General features: G+C 63.5%; 18 protein-coding genes. 12 read left to right on the plus strand and 6 right to left on the minus strand.

Annotated elements, in window-relative coordinates:
* The first annotated feature begins 129 nt into the window (after positions 1–129).
* From QO207_RS12295 to QO207_RS12305, 3 genes are all read left to right on the plus strand, one after another.
* The gene (locus QO207_RS12295) at positions 130–978 is read left to right on the plus strand and encodes a DUF6216 family protein (protein WP_301532679.1); all 849 of its coding nucleotides are present in this window, start codon (positions 130–132) and stop codon (positions 976–978) included.
* A 151-nt stretch (positions 979–1,129) separates the two neighbouring features.
* Positions 1,130–1,663: a transposase gene (locus QO207_RS12300; protein ID WP_301532680.1), complete on the plus strand. Its 534-nt coding sequence runs from the start codon at positions 1,130–1,132 to the stop codon at positions 1,661–1,663.
* Between the two features lie 352 nt (positions 1,664–2,015).
* Positions 2,016–2,486: a phage antirepressor gene (locus tag QO207_RS12305; RefSeq protein ID WP_301532681.1), complete on the plus strand. Its 471-nt coding sequence runs from the start codon at positions 2,016–2,018 to the stop codon at positions 2,484–2,486.
* Positions 2,487–3,954: 1,468 nt separating this feature from the next.
* Here QO207_RS12305 and ycaC read toward each other — a convergent pair.
* Positions 3,955–4,584, minus strand: a complete 630-nt coding sequence (ycaC, locus tag QO207_RS12310; RefSeq protein WP_301532682.1) for an isochorismate family cysteine hydrolase YcaC — start codon at positions 4,582–4,584, stop codon at positions 3,955–3,957.
* Between the two features lie 357 nt (positions 4,585–4,941).
* On the opposite strand from ycaC, the gene QO207_RS12315 reads away from it, so the two are divergent.
* A complete protein-coding gene (locus QO207_RS12315) occupies positions 4,942–5,163 on the plus strand; it encodes a DUF1654 domain-containing protein (RefSeq protein ID WP_301532683.1) in 222 nt (73 codons plus the stop codon).
* Between the two features lie 321 nt (positions 5,164–5,484).
* Positions 5,485–5,835 carry a hypothetical protein gene (locus QO207_RS12320; RefSeq protein WP_301532684.1) on the plus strand — a complete coding sequence of 117 codons (351 nt, stop codon included), beginning with the start codon at positions 5,485–5,487 and terminating at the stop codon, positions 5,833–5,835.
* A 140-nt stretch (positions 5,836–5,975) separates the two neighbouring features.
* Here QO207_RS12320 and QO207_RS12325 read toward each other — a convergent pair whose 3' ends face one another.
* On the minus strand, positions 5,976–6,299 hold the full coding sequence (locus QO207_RS12325) for a hypothetical protein (protein ID WP_301532685.1): 324 nt from the start codon (positions 6,297–6,299) through the stop codon (positions 5,976–5,978).
* Between the two features lie 267 nt (positions 6,300–6,566).
* Here QO207_RS12325 and QO207_RS12330 point away from each other — a divergent pair, with 267 nt between their 5' ends.
* The 3 genes from QO207_RS12330 to QO207_RS12340 all read left to right on the plus strand — a co-directional run bounded on the left by QO207_RS12330 (position 6,567) and on the right by QO207_RS12340 (position 9,182).
* A complete protein-coding gene (locus QO207_RS12330; protein ID WP_301532686.1) occupies positions 6,567–7,451 on the plus strand; it encodes a LysR family transcriptional regulator in 885 nt (294 codons plus the stop codon).
* A 187-nt stretch (positions 7,452–7,638) separates the two neighbouring features.
* Positions 7,639–8,475: a bifunctional allantoicase/(S)-ureidoglycine aminohydrolase gene (locus QO207_RS12335; RefSeq protein ID WP_301532687.1), complete on the plus strand. Its 837-nt coding sequence runs from the start codon at positions 7,639–7,641 to the stop codon at positions 8,473–8,475.
* 185 nt (positions 8,476–8,660) lie between these two features.
* Positions 8,661–9,182, plus strand: coding sequence for a hypothetical protein (locus tag QO207_RS12340; RefSeq protein WP_301532688.1), 522 nt, complete (start codon positions 8,661–8,663; stop codon positions 9,180–9,182).
* A gap of 4 nt (positions 9,183–9,186) precedes the next feature.
* Here QO207_RS12340 and QO207_RS12345 read toward each other — a convergent pair whose 3' ends face one another.
* The gene (locus QO207_RS12345; RefSeq protein ID WP_301532689.1) at positions 9,187–10,035 is read right to left on the minus strand and encodes a CAP domain-containing protein; all 849 of its coding nucleotides are present in this window, start codon (positions 10,033–10,035) and stop codon (positions 9,187–9,189) included.
* A gap of 258 nt (positions 10,036–10,293) precedes the next feature.
* Here QO207_RS12345 and QO207_RS12350 point away from each other — a divergent pair, with 258 nt between their 5' ends.
* Positions 10,294–11,736, plus strand: coding sequence for a diguanylate cyclase (locus tag QO207_RS12350; RefSeq protein ID WP_301532690.1), 1,443 nt, complete (start codon positions 10,294–10,296; stop codon positions 11,734–11,736).
* A 7-nt stretch (positions 11,737–11,743) separates the two neighbouring features.
* On the opposite strand, the gene QO207_RS12355 is transcribed toward QO207_RS12350, so the two are convergent.
* Entirely contained in the window at positions 11,744–12,037 is a 294-nt protein-coding gene (locus QO207_RS12355; protein WP_301532691.1) for a putative quinol monooxygenase, read from the minus strand.
* Positions 12,038–12,201: 164 nt separating this feature from the next.
* On the opposite strand from QO207_RS12355, the gene QO207_RS12360 reads away from it, so the two are divergent.
* Positions 12,202–12,795, plus strand: coding sequence for an NAD(P)H-dependent oxidoreductase (locus QO207_RS12360; RefSeq protein ID WP_301532692.1), 594 nt, complete (start codon positions 12,202–12,204; stop codon positions 12,793–12,795).
* 448 nt (positions 12,796–13,243) lie between these two features.
* A complete protein-coding gene (locus QO207_RS12365; RefSeq protein ID WP_192432028.1) occupies positions 13,244–13,525 on the plus strand; it encodes a peptidylprolyl isomerase in 282 nt (93 codons plus the stop codon).
* A gap of 57 nt (positions 13,526–13,582) precedes the next feature.
* Here QO207_RS12365 and QO207_RS12370 read toward each other — a convergent pair whose 3' ends face one another.
* On the minus strand, positions 13,583–14,209 hold the full coding sequence (locus QO207_RS12370; protein WP_301532693.1) for a LysE family translocator: 627 nt from the start codon (positions 14,207–14,209) through the stop codon (positions 13,583–13,585).
* A gap of 209 nt (positions 14,210–14,418) precedes the next feature.
* Positions 14,419–15,075: a response regulator transcription factor gene (locus tag QO207_RS12375; protein WP_301532694.1), complete on the minus strand. Its 657-nt coding sequence runs from the start codon at positions 15,073–15,075 to the stop codon at positions 14,419–14,421.
* Between the two features lie 26 nt (positions 15,076–15,101).
* Between QO207_RS12375 and QO207_RS12380 the strand changes: the two genes are divergently transcribed.
* Positions 15,102–16,871, plus strand: coding sequence for a hybrid sensor histidine kinase/response regulator (locus QO207_RS12380; protein ID WP_301532695.1), 1,770 nt, complete (start codon positions 15,102–15,104; stop codon positions 16,869–16,871).
* Positions 16,872–16,963 lie beyond the last annotated feature (92 nt).

Here is a 16,963-nt window from a genome sequence, read left to right on the forward strand (position 1 = left end):
AGTAGTAGCACCACCGCAAGTCAAGACCATTAGAAACGCTGTAGACCGAAATGGATTTTTGGGGCAGTGATAAAGAAAGACGAAAAGCCCCGCCTAGTGCGGGGCTTTTCTTTATAAAGGTAACAAGACTTGAGCACATCCTCTTCTCAGAGCACGATAGAACCACTATCACTAGTCACTAGCGATTTCGGCAGCATAATTTCAGCAGCAAACATAATAATAATCATCATGGCGCTCCTATATTTCTCACAACGCACGGGCTCTCTGCATTTTATTAAGGATAGATTTTGGGGAATATTTGGGGGAAAGAAAGAATTCTATGACCCTGAGCTAGAAAAACTCCGACAAGAGCTGAGAGAAATCGAGCATTTCCGAGCAGAGTTCAATATACAGGCCAATACTATTGAGGAAACAAAGAAATTCAGACGCTGGGTAAGACTCCACTCACTTCCTATACGCCTGGTCGTTCTAGCAAAAAAACATATTCGGTACAATAATTTTGAAGATATAAAAATCGAGTACGGATCTCATTTAAAGCATCAGATCATCACTCTGATCGGGCTAATAACAATCACTGCACTTTCTGTACTTTCCGCATATGGAAGTAACTCTAAATATTGGCTAGCTTACTTCTCAGATGGAAACATAGTGAGCAAAGGATTTTACTTAGCCTCCGACAACTTCAAGCTCACCCTAACGGGAAGGCACATAGGAAAAGAAGACTGTAAAAATACGGAGCTAATACTAAAACTACCGGAAGCCAAAAATTTCTCGTCCGAAAACATAGTTACTCTCTGCTCAGTATTTACTAGCGACACAACAAAGAACACACAAACTTCCGAGTTAAAAACACAAAAAATATCTCTCGCCGTAATTTCAGTGATATTTATGGCATTTTCTCTTTTCCAAATTCGAGGCTTTCAGATAAATAGCGCAGCCAATGCAATCCGTTCTCGACTTTCGAAGAGCCAAATTTAAGCAACCACACCAAATAGCGAGTAACCCGAACATCTATCTGGCCCCACCTCCTACGTCGTAGCTGAAATTTGTGTAGGCCGAATAACGCCCCGCGTTATCCGCCGATTCTCCAAGTTACCCTCCAGACTCCAACCGAGCTCGGAGGGGCCTCATGTCGAACTACCGACGCGCCTGGGTGCGGGGTGGCACCTACTTCTTCACGGTCACGCTACGTGACCGCCGCTCCAGCCTCCTCACCCAGGAAATCAATCTGCTGCGACGCGTCATCGCCCAGACCAAGCGCAACCATCCTTTCCACATCGATGCCTGGGTCGTGTTGCCCGAACATATGCACTGCCTGTGGACGCTGCCGCCGGGCGACGCCGATTTCGCCACGCGCTGGAAGGTCATCAAATCTGGTTTCGCGCGGCGCATTCCCCATGGCGAGCCGCGGAGCATCGAGCAACAGATGCGTAGCCAGCGCGGCATCTGGCAGCCGCGTTATTGGGAACATCTGATCCGTGATGAAACGGACTTCCAGCGGCACTTCGACTACATCCACATCAATCCGGTGAAACACGGATGGGTGACAGCGGTGAGGGATTGGCCGTATTCCACCTTTCGCCGGGCGGTTGCCGAGGGCATTTACACCGAAGATTGGGCCGGGGATGTGTCATTGGATGTGAGGGCGGCGGAGCGGCGGTGAGCCAGACGGCACGGTCATATGCGTGTGCCGGAACACACGCTTTTGTAGGGCGAATAACGCGAAGCGTTATCCGCCGTTGTGCTTGAGATGCACCACACGCCTGAGCTAAAGCGCGGCGCCAAGGAAATCGGCGGATAACTGCTTCGCAGTTATGCGCCCTACGGTTGACCGTGCTCTGTCTCACCCATAGTTTTCAGCCAGCGCCTAAGAAACGCTTCACATAGCGGCAATACTGCTCCCGAAAGCAGCGGTGTACCCATTGAGGAAATGGATATGCCTTTCACCCCCAGCCTTCGCCCCGAAGGCGCTTCGCTGTACCCGCCCTCTTCTGCCTCCTTCCCGGAGGTGCGCCATGTCTGAAGAGGTCCTGATCCCCACCGAATTCATCCGCCACAAGCGCCTGCTGCGCGCCGTGCTTTTGGAAGACCAATGCTGGTTCTGCGCCCATGACCTGGGCCGGCTGATCGGCTCGCCGCGGCTGATCGAGCGCGTGGAGCGCAACCTCGACGACGACCAGGTGCGCCACGCCTGGATGCAGGACGGCAGCGGCGATTACATCGATGAGCTGCTGATCAGCGAATCGGGGACCTATGCCGCGCTGATCTACTACTTCCATCCGGAGAATCGCAGCGTGCGGCAATGGTTGTCGCAGCATGTGATTCCGACGTTGCGCGACCAACACCGCGCGGGCAGTGGCGAGCCACGCCGGGAAACGCTGCGGGCGGCGACGCAGACGTTATCGGTATTGAAATGGCAAGGCGTGACCTGGGTGCCCTTCCAGCTCTGGCCCGAGCTGAATATCAGGCCGGAGAGCACGACGTAGGATGGTGTGGAGCGGAGCGATACCCATCGCTCTGCTCTCGCTCCGACGCGCGGGTGTTCGCGTGGGAGCGGACTTTGTCCACGATCCGCACGCAAGGCCGGCGCTGTTGTTGGTTTGTTGCTTCGGATTGGGTGTTTATGCGCCGCTTCGGCGTGCGCGCGGGCTTCTTGTTTCGCCCCCTCGGGCGAGTCCCTTTTGGCAAACGCCCCAAAAGGAACCAAAAGGTCTCGCCCCTGCCATCCGGCTTTTCGCTTCGCGAAAAGTACCCTCGGTTCCTCGGAGTTTCAGGGGGCCGCCGCGAAGGGCCATCCCTGGCCAGTCGCGGCTTCCGCGGCATCCATGCCGCTCTCCCCCTGAAACTCCGATCACCTTCGGCCTCCTGAAAGGGGCACTTCGGCGCGTGTGGATGTTTTTCTGGAAGACATCAAAGGCAACAGCCAGAGCCAGAGCACGGGCGACATGGCGTGGCGCTGGATGGTGTTGCGTGAGATGGGACGGCTTTTCGTAGGAGCGGACCTTGTCCGCGAAATCCCTCGCGGCGGGCCGTGGCTATCCCTGCGCCTGCCAAAGATTCGCGCCTGCACCGTAGGAGCGAGCTTGCTCGCGAACTGCATCCTGCCGCGTCTCCGGTGAAAGTTGGCGTCGAATGGCGCGGCGTTTCGAGGAGTTGCGATACCCGTGATGTCGATGAGCAGGAATCGATGGGTATCGCTGCGCTCCACGCCATCCTACGTTTGTGCTTCGCCGTGATTTCGTTGGGGATGGAAAATTCGATCGCGGACAAGGTCCGCTCCTACAGGGAGACAGCGGTGCCAAGCGGTTCGCGAGCAAGCTCGCTCCTACGAAGAGCCTGACACCCAAACCATTCCTGCCCTGGCTTTGGCCCTGGCTTTGGCCCTGGTTCTGGCTTTGGCTTTGGCTTTGGCTTTGGCTCTTAAAGACTTCCAGAGAAACACCCGCACACTCCGAAGTGCCCCGTTCAGGAGGCCTCGTTGAATTGGAGTTTCAGGGGTTGAGCGACATGGATGTCGCGAGAGCCGCGATGGGCCTGGGATGGCCCTTCGTGGGGGGACGCCTAGTTCGTGCCCCTGAAACTTCAATTCAACGAGGGAATTTTTCGCCTAAGCGAAAAACCGGATGTCCGGGGCAAGACCTTTTGGTTCCTTTTGGGAGGGCGGCTATCCGACGTTTGCCAAAAGGGACTCGCCCAAGGGGGCGAAACCAGAAGCCCCCGCGTACGCCGAAGCGGCGCTGAAACACCCAACGAGAAGCATCCCCGCTCCTGAAAAAGGGCGCCACATCACAGCATGCCCAGGTGAGAACGAAGTTCGCCGCGAGGGATTTCGCGGACAAGGTCCGCTCCTACGGGGGATTCCGTGCCAGGCGGTTCGCGAGCAAGCTCGCTCCTACGACAAGCACAAAAAACCGGAGCCTCGCGGGAGGCTCCGGTTTTCATTACAGCGCGCTGTTACTTACCAGCCGCAAACGCGTTGTAGCTGGTCATCAGATTCCGGTAATCCGGAATGTGGTTCGAGCACAGCGCCGCCAGGCCTTCAATATCGTTGCGCCAGTCACGGTGCAGCTCACAGGCCACGCCGAACCAGGTCATCAGCTGCGCACCGGCCGCTTCCATCCGGCGCCAGGCGGCATCACGGGTCATCTCGTTGAAGGTGCCGGACGCATCCGCCACCACGAACACATCGAAACCTTCCGCCAGCGCCGACAGCGCCGGAAATGCCACGCAGACTTCGGTCACCACGCCAGCGATGATCAGCTGCTTCTTACCGGTGGCCTTCACCGCTTTCACGAAGTCTTCGTTGTCCCAGGCGTTGATCTGGCCGGGACGGGCGATGTACGGCGCATCCGGGAACTGTGCTTTCAGCTCGGGAACCAGCGGGCCGTTGGGGCCGGTTTCGAAGCTGGTGGTGAGGATGGTCGGCAGGTTGAAGAACTTCGCCAGGTCACCCAGGGCCAGCACGTTGTTCTTGAACTTGTCCGGGTCGATGTCGCGGACCAGCGAGAGCAGACCGGCCTGGTGATCGACCAACAGTACGGCAGCGTCGTCTTTGTCCAGGCGGTTGTAGGTGGCGTTGGTCATGGTGAAATCCTCGATTTGCTTTCAGTGGGTGCCGGCTGGGCCGGAAGGTTTTGGACTCGACTGCAGTGCGTCACTGCATGGAACAAAGATTAAATTCGACACCCTTGGCGCACCAGACGGCAAAAATAGCTTCTAGCGTTCCATTTAAAGAACGATAGCGACAGACCAACCCGCAAACCTACGGCTCCCAAGGGCTGCGCCCCTGAGCAAACGCCGCCCATCATGCGAAGCACCGTCCCAGAGCCTCTCGGTTTCACGTCCTGCAGAAACCCGCCTACCGACGATCACCCAGGCCTTTACAAGAAATACTGTATTTACATACAGTACTTTCCATCCACCCCGAACCGGAGGCCTCCCATGCACGCCGCAACCTACAATCAGCTGTCCGCCCGCGTGAATGCCCTGCTGGCAGACCCGACCACCCTGAAGAACCTCGGCATCACCCTGCGCCGCGAAGCCAGCGACGACTCCGCCGCCTGGAGCCAGCTGGTCACCGACCTGCGCCAGACACCGAACCTGACCCTGCTGCCCCTGCAGGACGGTGCCATCCGCCTGGCCTGGCACAGCTGGCTGGATTGAGCAGCAGGCCCGGCCCGCTGAAAGATTTGTGGATTGCGTAGTAGCCGCTTGCCATATCCCCAGGCAGAATCCCGCCCGAACCAGCGGGATTTCAGGGACGGATTTCCATGGCATCAGCCATCCAGCGGCTTCACGCACACGCCTGTTCAGGCAGCAGCTGCACGCTGATCACTTCTCGCACTACCGCCCCGAAACCACCCTCGATGAACGAAAAACCTCGCCTTGGTGCGGGGCGCTTTCGTTGCTGAATCCGACGTTGTTGCACCAGACGCGGCGCTGGATGAACGCCGCCAACCCCAACCTGTAGAACGGAGTCTGCCCATGTACCTGCGCACCACCCTGCTCGCCCTAGGCCTGGCCCTGACCGGCAGCGCCCACGCCGTGGAACTCAATGAAGCGCAATCCCGCTACCAGGGCGCCGTCACCTGCATCGACCGGCTGTTCTATGACGGCGGCTACGACGAAGGCGACGCCCAGCGCGTGGCGCTGATCAACGAATTCCTCAGCCACAACAAACTCCCCGCCTACGACGAGGCGACCTACAACCAGGCCCAACAAAAAGGCACGCAGATCGACACCACGGCCTTCATGGCCGGTTACGAACTCTGCAATGAAGTGGACTACGTAACGGCTCTGGGTAAGCGCCATGGCCGCGAGCTGCCGGAGGAGTAAAAGCGCCGTTCGCTCCGTCGCAAGGGTCGTCGGAGCGAACCCTCCCCTGGCTCGCGAACATGCAGGCCGCAGGCATGGCCTGCTACAGGAAAGATCGAGGGGAACCCGGATGAACCACAAACTCCCCATACCGAGATGGCTTACGGCGAACTGGTCCGCGCCGTATCGGCTATCGCATTGCAGGTAGTCGGGTTGAGGCAGTAGGTGATGTAGGTCGCCTGCTTGTTACAGCCGCGCACGCCGATGGTGTACTCGGTACGTTCCATCGCGCGGCGCACGCTGGTGACCTTGCTCGACAGCACACTGCTGGTGACCGCCTCGCAATTGAGCTCGAACTTTGCCCGCGATTCGGTGGCGTTGATGGCGGCCTGCTGGTTGGAGGCGAGGAACTCTTCATTGTTCATGCAGCCGGACAACGCGGCGACGGCAGCCAGCACCGGCAGGGACAGCGGTAGACGTTTCATGATGACGCTCTCCGTGTGGGTCCCCCGGATATGGTCAGCTTCTGGAGTCTAGATCGCGGCAGGAAAATTGGCTGAGGGCCGGGAATCCGCCGCTGCGATTTCGTAAGAGCGAGCTTGCTCGCGCAACGCCCAGCACCAGAGCAGCCGGAAACTCGGTTCGCGAGCAAGCTCGCTCCTACAGATGGGCCCGGATGGAAGGCACCCATTTGCTCCATCGCACTCCAGCTGTTAGAAAGCCCCATCTGCATTCAGATTCCCGATACCACCATGAGCGACAGTGACAAATCGAATACCCGCCTCTTCGACCTCGACCTGCTGCGCGCCATCGTCACGGTGGCCGACTGCGGCAGTTTCACCACCGCCGCCACGCGCCTGCATTCGACGCAGTCCACCGTCAGCCAGAAGATTCGCCGGCTGGAGGAGATGGCCGGGCATCGCCTGCTGGAGCGCGGCAATCGTGATGTGCTGCCGACCGACGCCGGCGAGACGCTGCTGGGCTACGCGCGGCGGCTGCTGGCGTTGAATGACGAGATGGTCGAGGCGCTGTCCGGCGCCACCGTGGCGCTAACGGTGCGCATCGGCGTGCCGGACGACTTCGCAACCGGGCGCACCACCGAGCAGTTGGCGGCGTTCAACCGCGCTTATCCCCAGGTGAAGCTGGAGGTCACCAGCGGGCTGAGCCGCGACCTGTCGGCCAGCTACGACCGCGGCGAGCTGGACCTGGTGTTGCTCAAGCAACGGCAGAACGCCCGCGAGGCGGTGGCCTGCTGGCCGGAGAAGACGCGCTGGGTGGACAGCGCGAAGAACGCCTGCATCGAGCTGGACCCGCTGCCCATCGTTACCTTCCCGCCGCGTGGGGTTTACCGCGACGAGATGATCGCCGCGCTGGAGTCCATCGGCCGGCGCTGGCACATCAGTTTCACCAGTTCGAGCCTGTCCGGCATCCAGTCGGCCATCGCCGATGGCATGGGCATCGGCCTGCTGCCGCAGCGTGCGGTAACGGCCGGGCATGCCGTGCTGGCGAAGAATATCGGGCTACCCTCGGTGGACGTGTTCGAGGTAGCGATGCTGCACCGCCCGGCAGTCGATCCGATGGTGAAGGAGCTGGCGCGGGTGCTGTCACGGGTTCTGGCGCAGGATACGAAAGGCTGAGCAACGCCACCGCCACATTCGAAATTCGAATACAGCGGATTCCAACATTTAATTTGTGCATGAACACGCCGCTGGATATCGTGGTTTCCAGCGACGGCCAGCGCACCCACAGCGCGCCGCTCTGCACGAATTGCTCACCACGGCGCCGCACGCGCCGGGCAGCAAGACAACAATGAGGAACTACCCCATGGCCAAATCCAGCTATTACGCGCCGCACGGCGGGCACCCGGCACAGACCGAGCTGCTCACCGACCGCGCCATGTTCACCGAAGCCTATGCCGTGATCCCCAAGGGCGTGATGCGTGACATCGTCACCAGCCACCTGCCCTTCTGGGACAACATGCGCATGTGGGTCATCGCCCGCCCGCTGTCGGGCTTCGCCGAGACCTTCGCGCAGTACATCGTCGAACTGGCGCCCCAGGGCGGCAGCGACAAGCCCGAGCAGGACATCAACGCCGAAGCGGTGCTGTTCATCGTCGAGGGCGAGCTGACCCTGACCCTGCAGGGTGAAGTGCACAAGATGCAGCCGGGCGGTTATGCGTTCATTCCGCCGGGCGCCGACTACAAGGTGCGCAACACCAGCGGCCAGCACACCCGCTTCCACTGGATCCGCAAGCACTACCAGAAAGTCGACGGCGTACCGCTGCCCGAAGCCTTCGTCACCAACGAGCAGGACATCGAGCCGCGCGTGATGCCGGATACCGAGGGCCGCTGGAGCACCACCCGCTTCGTCGACATGGCCGACATGCGCCACGACATGCACGTGAACATCGTGAACTTCGAGCCGGGCGGCGTGATTCCGTTCGCCGAGACCCACGTGATGGAACACGGCCTGTATGTGCTGGAAGGCAAGGCGGTATACCGCCTGAACCAGGACTGGGTCGAGGTGGAAGCCGGCGACTTCATGTGGCTGCGTGCCTTCTGCCCGCAGGCCTGCTACTCCGGTGGCCCGGGTCGCTTCCGCTACCTGCTGTACAAGGATGTGAACCGTCACATGCGCCTGACCCTGAACCAGCCGCACTGAGTGGCAGGTCCAGGCGGGGAGTTTCTCCACTTCCCGCGCAGTGAATGAAGAACCGGCGCCCAGGCGCCGGTTTTTCTTTTGCCGCAGCGATCGACGATGCGACCTGCCTCGCATGGCAAGTGCCGCACAGTCTGCTAAAAAGTCTGGCTGAAGGACGTTTCGCAGTCGCCCCAGGAGAAAACTACATGGATGTCCGGTTCTTGCCGCAGACCGAGTTCGACAACGTCCATTTCTATCGCGCCGTGACCCTGCTGATCCTGCTGGCGATCGCCGTCTTCACGCTGCTCAAGATGTTCACCGGCGTGGTCCGCCCATTCTCCGCCCTGCCGCTGTTCCTGCTGCTGCTCGGCGGGCGCTTTGCCGTGGAGTGGCTGCGGGTCGCACGGGCCGAGCCGGCCTTCATCGACAAGGGCGAACTGGTGCTGTGCGGCAAGCAGAGCCATCGGCAGATCGCGCTGGAGAAGATCCGCTCGGTGCACAGCCGCCACAGCCTGTTCATGGTGCGGCGCTATCGCTCCTGGTCGGAGCACCTGGCGTTCGTCGAGTTCACCCTGGCCAACGGCGAGCGCGTCTCTACCCTCGCCGAGAGCGCGGTGTTCGAGCTACCGGCGGCCTCGGGCACGCTGGCGGCGATCGAGTCGGCCATTCTCGCGGCCAAGGTCAAGCGCGGCGCCAGCGAGCAGAACGCCGTCAGCAGCGGTCGCTGACGGCTCAGGGCGAACCGAACATCGCCGTCCAGTAGATGCCTGCGTCGCTCTTCGGGTCCGCGGCGTAGGCTGCGCCCAGTTCGCTGTACTGCGGGTTCATCAGGTTGGCGCAATGGCCGGGACTGGCCAGCCAGCTGTCCACCACCTTCTGCGCGTTGCCCTGCCCCGCGGCGATGTTCTCGCCGATGCGTTGGCCGGCGTAGCCGTCCAGTTCCGCGCGGTCGCCCGGCGTGCTGCCGTCGCGGCCCTTGTGGTCGAAGTAGTTGTTGTTGGCCATGTCACGGCTGTGGGCTTCGGCGGTGCCGCCCAGCGTCGCGTTCCAGCTCAAAGCGCCAGCCGGGCCGAAAGCCTGCCCGCCGCATTGACGCGCCTTGCCGCGCGCACTGTTGATCGCCTGCAACAGTTGCTGCCCTTCGGCCTCCCAGGTGCCCAGCTTGCCCTGCAGCAGCGGACGGCCGAGCAGGACACGCCAGTCATCACCCTCGCGGATGATGCCGACGTCGACGAACTGCGGGTCGAGCAGCACCTGGCAGAAGCTTTCCTGCAGCGCCTTCATGGCGGCGGTCACATCGCGCGGGCCGGTGAGGCTGAGCATGCGCACACTGCTCATGGGGTAGCCGGTCTGGTTCAGCGCCGTCTTCCATTCGCCGGCCGAAGCCGGCAGTGCCAGGCGCGGGTCCGGCGACAGCGGCGGCAGCACCTGGGAAGCCTGGCCGCCACAGGACTGCACGTCGCCGCGGTAGGCGTTGATGGCTTCGAGCAGTTGGTCCTGGTCGGCCGCGCTGGCATCGGCGGCGGCCAGCAGGCCGAGCGACAACAGCAGGCTGCGCAGGAGGAACGACTGGCTGGGCATGGACGGCTCCAAGGCTGGAAAAGGGCTCAATGGGAAAAGCGCTCAATGATGCGTGATTTCTCGGCATTTGGCTGCGTTTGCCGCGTTCGGGTTCCCTTCGCGGAAAAACCCGGAAAAGGTTGCCCCACGCCGCCCCCAAAAGAATCTTCCGTCAGCCTGACCCAAGGCAAGGGAGCGGCGAACTTCGATTGAAGGCACAGCGCCAGCGGGGACAATTCAGGTACCTGAACGAAATCGCAGCCCCGCGAGGTGGGCATCGTGTTCAAACCCCTGCATGTCTTCTGCTTGACCTTTCTACTGGCCGTGCTCGCCACCCTGCTCGCCGGCTGGCACATGCTGCAGATGAAGCAGGATGCGCTGATGTACGCCCGCGCCAGCGGCACCAATACCCTGCTGCTGGTGGAGCGCGAATTCCACCGCGACCTCGACGTCCACGCGCAGACCCTGCAGACCCTCGCCAACGTCATCACCGGCCCCAGCACCCCGGCCATGACCCAGCAGGTACTGCAGGAGCTGGTGCAGGGCCACGCGGCAGGCGCCCAGCAGTCCGGCACCCTGGTGGTGACCGACGCGAACGGCCAGCTGCTGGTGGACCTCAACCATGCTGGCGAAACCCGCCGCGACCTGTCCGCCCGCGAGTATTTCACCGCCCAGCGCGACCATCCGGGGCGCCTCTCCCTCAGCCACCCGTTCCTGCCGTCCTATCCCGGCTCGGGGCCAAGCATGGCGCTCAGCCGCGCGATCATCGACAAGCACGGCCAGTTCCAGGGCGTGGCCGCGGCGATCAAGGACCTGCACCACCTGGACGCCTTCGTCCGCGACCTCGACCTGGGCGAGCGCGGCGTGGTCGCCATCCGCCTGCTCGACGGCACCACCCTGGCCCAATGGCCACCGGCGCCGAAGCACATGCATCCGGACGAGATCGACAGTTTCCGTACCTTCATCACTTCCGGCCGTCACGAAGCCATCGACGAGGACATCAGCGGCGCCAGCGCCCACTGGCGCGGCTACCGGCGCATCGGTGACTACCCGGCGGTGGTTTCGGTGGAACTGTGCCGCGAGGCGATCTTCCACACCTGGACCGGGCGCACCTGGATCACCGCCGGCCTGCTGCTGGCGATCAACGCCGCGACCATCTTCTTCGCCTACCGCCTGACCCGGCACCTGCTCAAGCGCGACGCCAAGGAACACCGTTTGCGTGCCCAGGCCGACACCGACCCGCTGACCGGCCTGCACAACCGCCGCTGGTTTGACGACAAGGCGCAGCGCGAGTGGCAGCGCCGCCGCACAGGCGACGGCCACCTGGCGGTGCTGATGATGGATATCGACCAGTTCAAGGCCTACAACGACCACTACGGCCACCCCCGCGGCGACCTGGCGCTGATCAGTGTCGCGCACCTGGTGCGCCAGGGCTGCCGCCGCGAAGAGGATGGCGCAGCGCGCTACGGCGGCGAGGAGTTCGTGGTGATCCTCCCCGGCTGCGACACAGCAACGGCCGTGCGGATTGCCGAGTCGATCCGCCGCGACGTGGAGGAAACCGCTCTGCCCCACGCCAAGGGCGAACGCGGCGTGGTGACCCTCAGCATCGGCGTGGCCAGCACCTCGGATACGCCGGCGGGCGACCTCCAGGCGCTGATCGACGCAGCCGACGCCAACCTCTACAAGGCCAAGGCGGCCGGGCGTAACCGGGTGGTGGCGTGAGCGCCGCTCAGCGCGGCTGCATCACCTCGACTTCCTGGATGGCGAAGTCGCGGCGCAGGTACTCCATGCGCCGCTCATGGAATTCGCGCATGTGCGGCAGCGCGGTGTGGGTGGCCAGGTGCTCGCGGCTCTGCCAGACCTCGAAGAAGGTGAACAGGGTCGGGTCGCTGGCGTCGCGCAGCATGTGGTACTGGACGCAGCCATCTTCGGCGCGACTGGGGGTGAGGTAGATACGGAACAGGTCTTCGAAGGCTTGGGATTTTTCTGGGCGGGTGTGGGCCTGGAGGATGAAGGCGTACATGGGGGGCACTCTTGCAGCGAGGAAAGATTGCCTAATCCTGACGCAAATCAATCCTCTACATTTTTGATTCTCACGCACGGATCATTTGCCCGGAAACGGGTTTTTCCGCCCTGCCGCGGTCGATATTCTGCCGTCATCGAATTTCTTACTGATGGACCCACACCATGAAAAAGATTCTGCTGATCAATGGCGGCAAACAGTTCGCCCACTCCGACGGCCGCTACAACGCCACCCTGCACGAAGCCGCCATCGCCCACCTGGACCGCACCGGCTACGACGTGAAGGAAACCTTCATCGACGGCGGCTACGACATCCAGGAAGAAGTGCAGAAGATGCTCTGGGCCGACGTCATCGTCTACCAGATGCCCGGCTGGTGGATGGGCGCGCCCTGGACCGTCAAGCAGTACCTCGACGAGGTGTTCACCGCCGGCCATGGCAGCCTCTACGCCAACGACGGCCGCACCCGTTCCGACGCCTCGCAGAAGTACGGCAGCGGCGGCCTGCTGCAGGGCAAGCAGTACATGATCTCGGCCACCTGGAACGCACCGCAGCAGGCCTTCGACGACCCGACCGACTTCTTCGAGGGCAAGGGCGTGGACGCGGTGTACTTCCCCTTCCACAAGGCCAACCAGTTCCTCGGCATGAGCGCGCTGCCGACCTTCCTCTGCGTGGACGTGATGAAGCGCCCGAACATCGAGGGTGATGTGCAGCGTTACCAGCAGCACCTGAGCGAAGTGTTCGGCGCAGCGCAGGGCTGATTGACCCGGCGTAGGAGCGGACTCTGTCCGCGATCGCCTTCCGCCGGCACGTCCTCCATCTGTGCGCGGCCCATCGCGGATAAATCCGCTCCTACGCGCGTCCCACCTGCTGCAGCAGACCTGTGCTGGCGGCTGTGTTGGGTTCGGCGCGGCGCAGGCCTGATAGACCCGGCGTAGGAGCGGACTCCGTCCGCGATGGTTTCCGCCGGCACGTCCTCCATCTGGGCGAGGCCCATCGCGGATGAATCCGCTCCTACGCGCGCCTCACACGGGCAGCGAACTGTAGGAGCGAGCTTGCTCGCGAACCGCCCAACTCCGAAGTCGCCGGTAAATCCGTTCGCGAGCAAGCTCGCTCCTACAAGAGCCGCCGTCAGGCGCCTGGCATTGGGTTCGGCAGCGGAATCGGCTAGGCTTCGCCCTTTCCTACTGCCTGTTCAGGAGTTATCCCATGGCCCGTGCATCCGCCCGTCACATCCTGGTTTCCAGCGAAGCCAAGTGCAATGAACTCAAAGCCTCCATCGAAGGCGGCGCCGACTTCGCCCAGGTGGCGCGCGACAACTCCACCTGCCCGTCCGGCCGCAGCGGCGGCGACCTGGGCAGCTTCCGCCCGGGCCAGATGGTTCGCGAGTTCGACCAGGTCGTGTTCAGCGCCCCGCTGAACGTCGTCCAGGGTCCGGTGAAGACCCAGTTCGGCTACCACCTGGTGGAAGTGACCAGCCGCGAGGATTGATCCTTGCCTGCGCCGCGCCCTTACCTGGGGCGCGGCGCCCGCTTCTCCCCCTCCCCGCTATACCGGCCCACCGCGCGCCACCAGCATCACCCCCAGCCCCACCAGGATCGAGCCGCAAACCCGCGGCATCAGTCGCTGGCCACGTCCCTTGCCAAGCACGCCGAGCAGCAGCGAGGCGAACAGCACGGCGATCACGTCCGCGGTGGAAAACACCAGGTTGACGATCATCCCGAGGATGAAGAACTGCAGGCCGACCGGCAGGCTGGCGGCCGGGTCGACGAATTGCGGCAGGAAGGTGAGGAAGAACAGCGCGGTCTTCGGGTTGAGCATCTCCACCAGCATGCTGTCACGCAGCACCTTCGGGCGGGTTTCCACCTCGGCGCCGTCCTCGCCCCTGCGGCGGCCGAAGATCATCGAGCCGCCGAGCCAGATCAGGTAGGCGGCGCCCGCCAGCTTGAGTGCGAGGTAGAGGTTCGGCGCGTGGTGCAGCAGTGCAGCGAGCCCGGCGCTGGCGGCGAAGATGTGCACGTAGCAACCCAGGTGGATGCCCAGCGCCGCGTGCAGGCCGGCTCGGCGGCCGTGGGCGAGGGTCTGCGAGGTCATGTAGAGAATGGCCGGGCCGGGCATGCAGGCGAAGGCCAGGGTCGCCACGGCGAACGAGGCCCAACAGGCAGGCAGAGTCATGATGTGATCCTTCCCTTGATCGGGTAGCGGCCGGCGCGCATCCAGGCGGCCGGTCCGTGTCGGGAAGGTTAGGGAGGCAAGCCCGGCGGGCACATACGGCAGTTGCCGTATTTTTTCCCGCAGGCGGCGGCGCTAGGCTTTGCCGCACAGCTCATCGCCACCAGGAAGGCAGCATGCGCGCGCTCATTTCTCTCGCTGGAAAAACCGCCTCAGGCGCTGGGTACGCCAAGACGCACGGCATAGGCCGCCAGCTCCGCCGGGCTATGCAGGTCGAGCTTGCGCATCAGGTTCTCGCGGTGCTTGCGCACGGTCAGCGGGCTGATGCTGAAGTGCTCGGCGATCTCCCGCGCGCTGCGGCCCTGGGCCGCCAGGGTGAGGATCTGCCGCTCGCGGCGGGTCAGCTCCACCGCCGCCAGCAGGTCGGCATCGCCCTGCGGACGGGCATGCGGGCTGTCGAGGATGAAGCGCAGGCTGCGGGCGATGTAGCGCTGCCCGGCACGCACGGCCTGCAGCGCTTCGAGCAGCTCGCCGGTGTCCTCGCCCTTGCTCAGGTAGCCGTGCACGCCGGCATCGAGCACCGAGCGCACGGTGGCCAATTCGGTGTTGGCGGTGAGCACCAGGATTTTCAGCCGGGGATGGCGCTGGCGCAGTTCATGAATGAACTGCAGCCGGTTGAGGCCCGGCATGTTCAGGTCGAGCAGGAGGATGTCGGCGCGCTGTTCTTCCAGCAACGCCTGCAGGCGCAGGCCGTCGCCGGCCTCGCCGACCACTTCGAGGTCATCCAGGGTCGACAGCAGCAGCCGCAACCCGTCGCGGACTATGCCGTGGTCGTCGGCGATCAGTACCCGCGCGCGCTTCCCTTCCATCGTTCGTCTCCTTGAGGCCATCGGACATGCACAGCCGCTTTCAGCAACGCGAACTGGCCGATCTGTTGCTTCGCCAGTCCTACGCCGTCCTGTTCGCCAACCTGGTGATTCCGTTGCCGGTTCTGTACATCCTGCGCGACGCCCTGTCGCCGGTGGCGATAGTGTGCTGGCTGGCCGCGCTCTATCTGCTCACGCTGGGGCGGATTGTCCTGGCACGGGCGTACTTCCGGCAAGCCCCGGCGCGCACGCAGGAAGGCCGGCGACTGTGGACCACCACCCTGCTGTCCTGGGCCAGCAGCCTGCTCTGGGGCTGGCTCGGCTGGGCCGGTTTCGCCCACGGCGACCCGCAGCTGTTTGCCTTCACCTGCATCGTTCTTACCGGGCTGGTGTGCGGCGCGGTGCCGTCGCTGTCGGCCTTTCCGCCGGCCTACATCGGCTCGCTCACCGCCATGCTGCTGCCCGTGCTGGTGCTATGCCTGAGTGTGGCTGACGAGCAGCACACCACCTACAGCTTCTTCATCCTCTGCCTGGCCGGGGTCAACCTGTACTACAGCCGGGTCACCTACCGCAGCCTGTGCGAGACCATCCGCCTGCGCCAGGAGAACTCCGAGTTGGTCGAGGACCTGCGCGAACAGCGCGACCGTGCCCGCGCCGCCGACCAGGCCAAGTCACGCTTCCTCGCCGCCGCCAGCCACGACCTGCGCCAGCCGATCCATGCCCTCGGGCTGTTCGTCGGCGCCCTCGCCTCGCTAGCCGAGCGCGGCCCGGTGGATGCCCGCCAGGCCAGCGAGATCGCCGCGCGCCTGCGCGGCATGCTCGGCAACCTCGGCGACCTGCTCAACGGCCTGCTGGATATCTCGCGCCTGGACGCCGGCGTGGTGCCGGTGGCGCGCGAGCCGGTCAGCCTCGACAAGCTGTTCGCCGACCTGCGCGCCGAGTTCGCCGGCACCGCCGCCGAACGCTGCCTGGACTGGCGCGTACACGGCAGCCACGCGTGGATCGACAGCGACCCGCTGCTGCTGCGGCGCATCCTCGACAACCTGCTGAGCAATGCCTTCCGCTACACCCTCGGCGGCGGCATCCTGCTGGGCTGCCGGCGGCGTGGCGACGAGCTGGAAATCCAGGTCTGCGACACCGGCATCGGTATCGATCCGGGACTGCAGGAGGTGGTCTTCGAGGAGTTCGTCCAGCTGCACAACGCCGAGCGCGACCGCAAGCAGGGCCTCGGGCTGGGCCTGGCCATCGTTCGCCATGCGGCGCGGTTGCTCGACCATCGGCTGATCCTCAGGTCGCAGCCGGGCCGCGGTTCGGTCTTCGCCCTGCGCGTGCCGCTGGCCGAAGCACCGCCGCAACCTGCGCCGCTGCCGGAGCTGGCAAACCCCCAAGGCCGCGGCCTGGGCATCATGGTGGTGGATGACGAGCCGGACGTGCTGCACGCCCTGAGCAACCTGCTGGAGGTCTGGGGCCACCGCGTCTACTGCGGCAGCAGCGCCCTGCTCGCCTGCCGGCGGCACATCGAGGCCAGCCACGCCGGCCGCGCGCCGGTGGACCTGATTCTCAGCGACTACCGCCTGGGCGATGGGCAGACCGGCGAGGACGCCGTGCGCCGTATCCGCAGCTACCTGGCGCAGGGACGCTCGGGGGAGGTGCCGGCGCTGATCATCACCGGCGACACCTCGCCCCTGCGCCTGCGCGAGGCGCTCGCCAGCGGCAGCCAATTGCTGCACAAGCCGCTGGATACCGAGCAACTGCGCGCCGCCATAGAGGCCAGCCAGCGGCTTGAACAGAGCGCCTGAAATCCGCCGTCAGCCCTTGAACCACGGGGCATGCGTCGTTGCACAGGGAGGGCTAAAGTCGCGGCTGGATCAGCCGATGCAATGGGTGAAGC

The sequence above is a fragment of the Pseudomonas sp. CAN1 genome (assembly GCF_030462585.1).
Taxonomy (GTDB): domain Bacteria; phylum Pseudomonadota; class Gammaproteobacteria; order Pseudomonadales; family Pseudomonadaceae; genus Pseudomonas.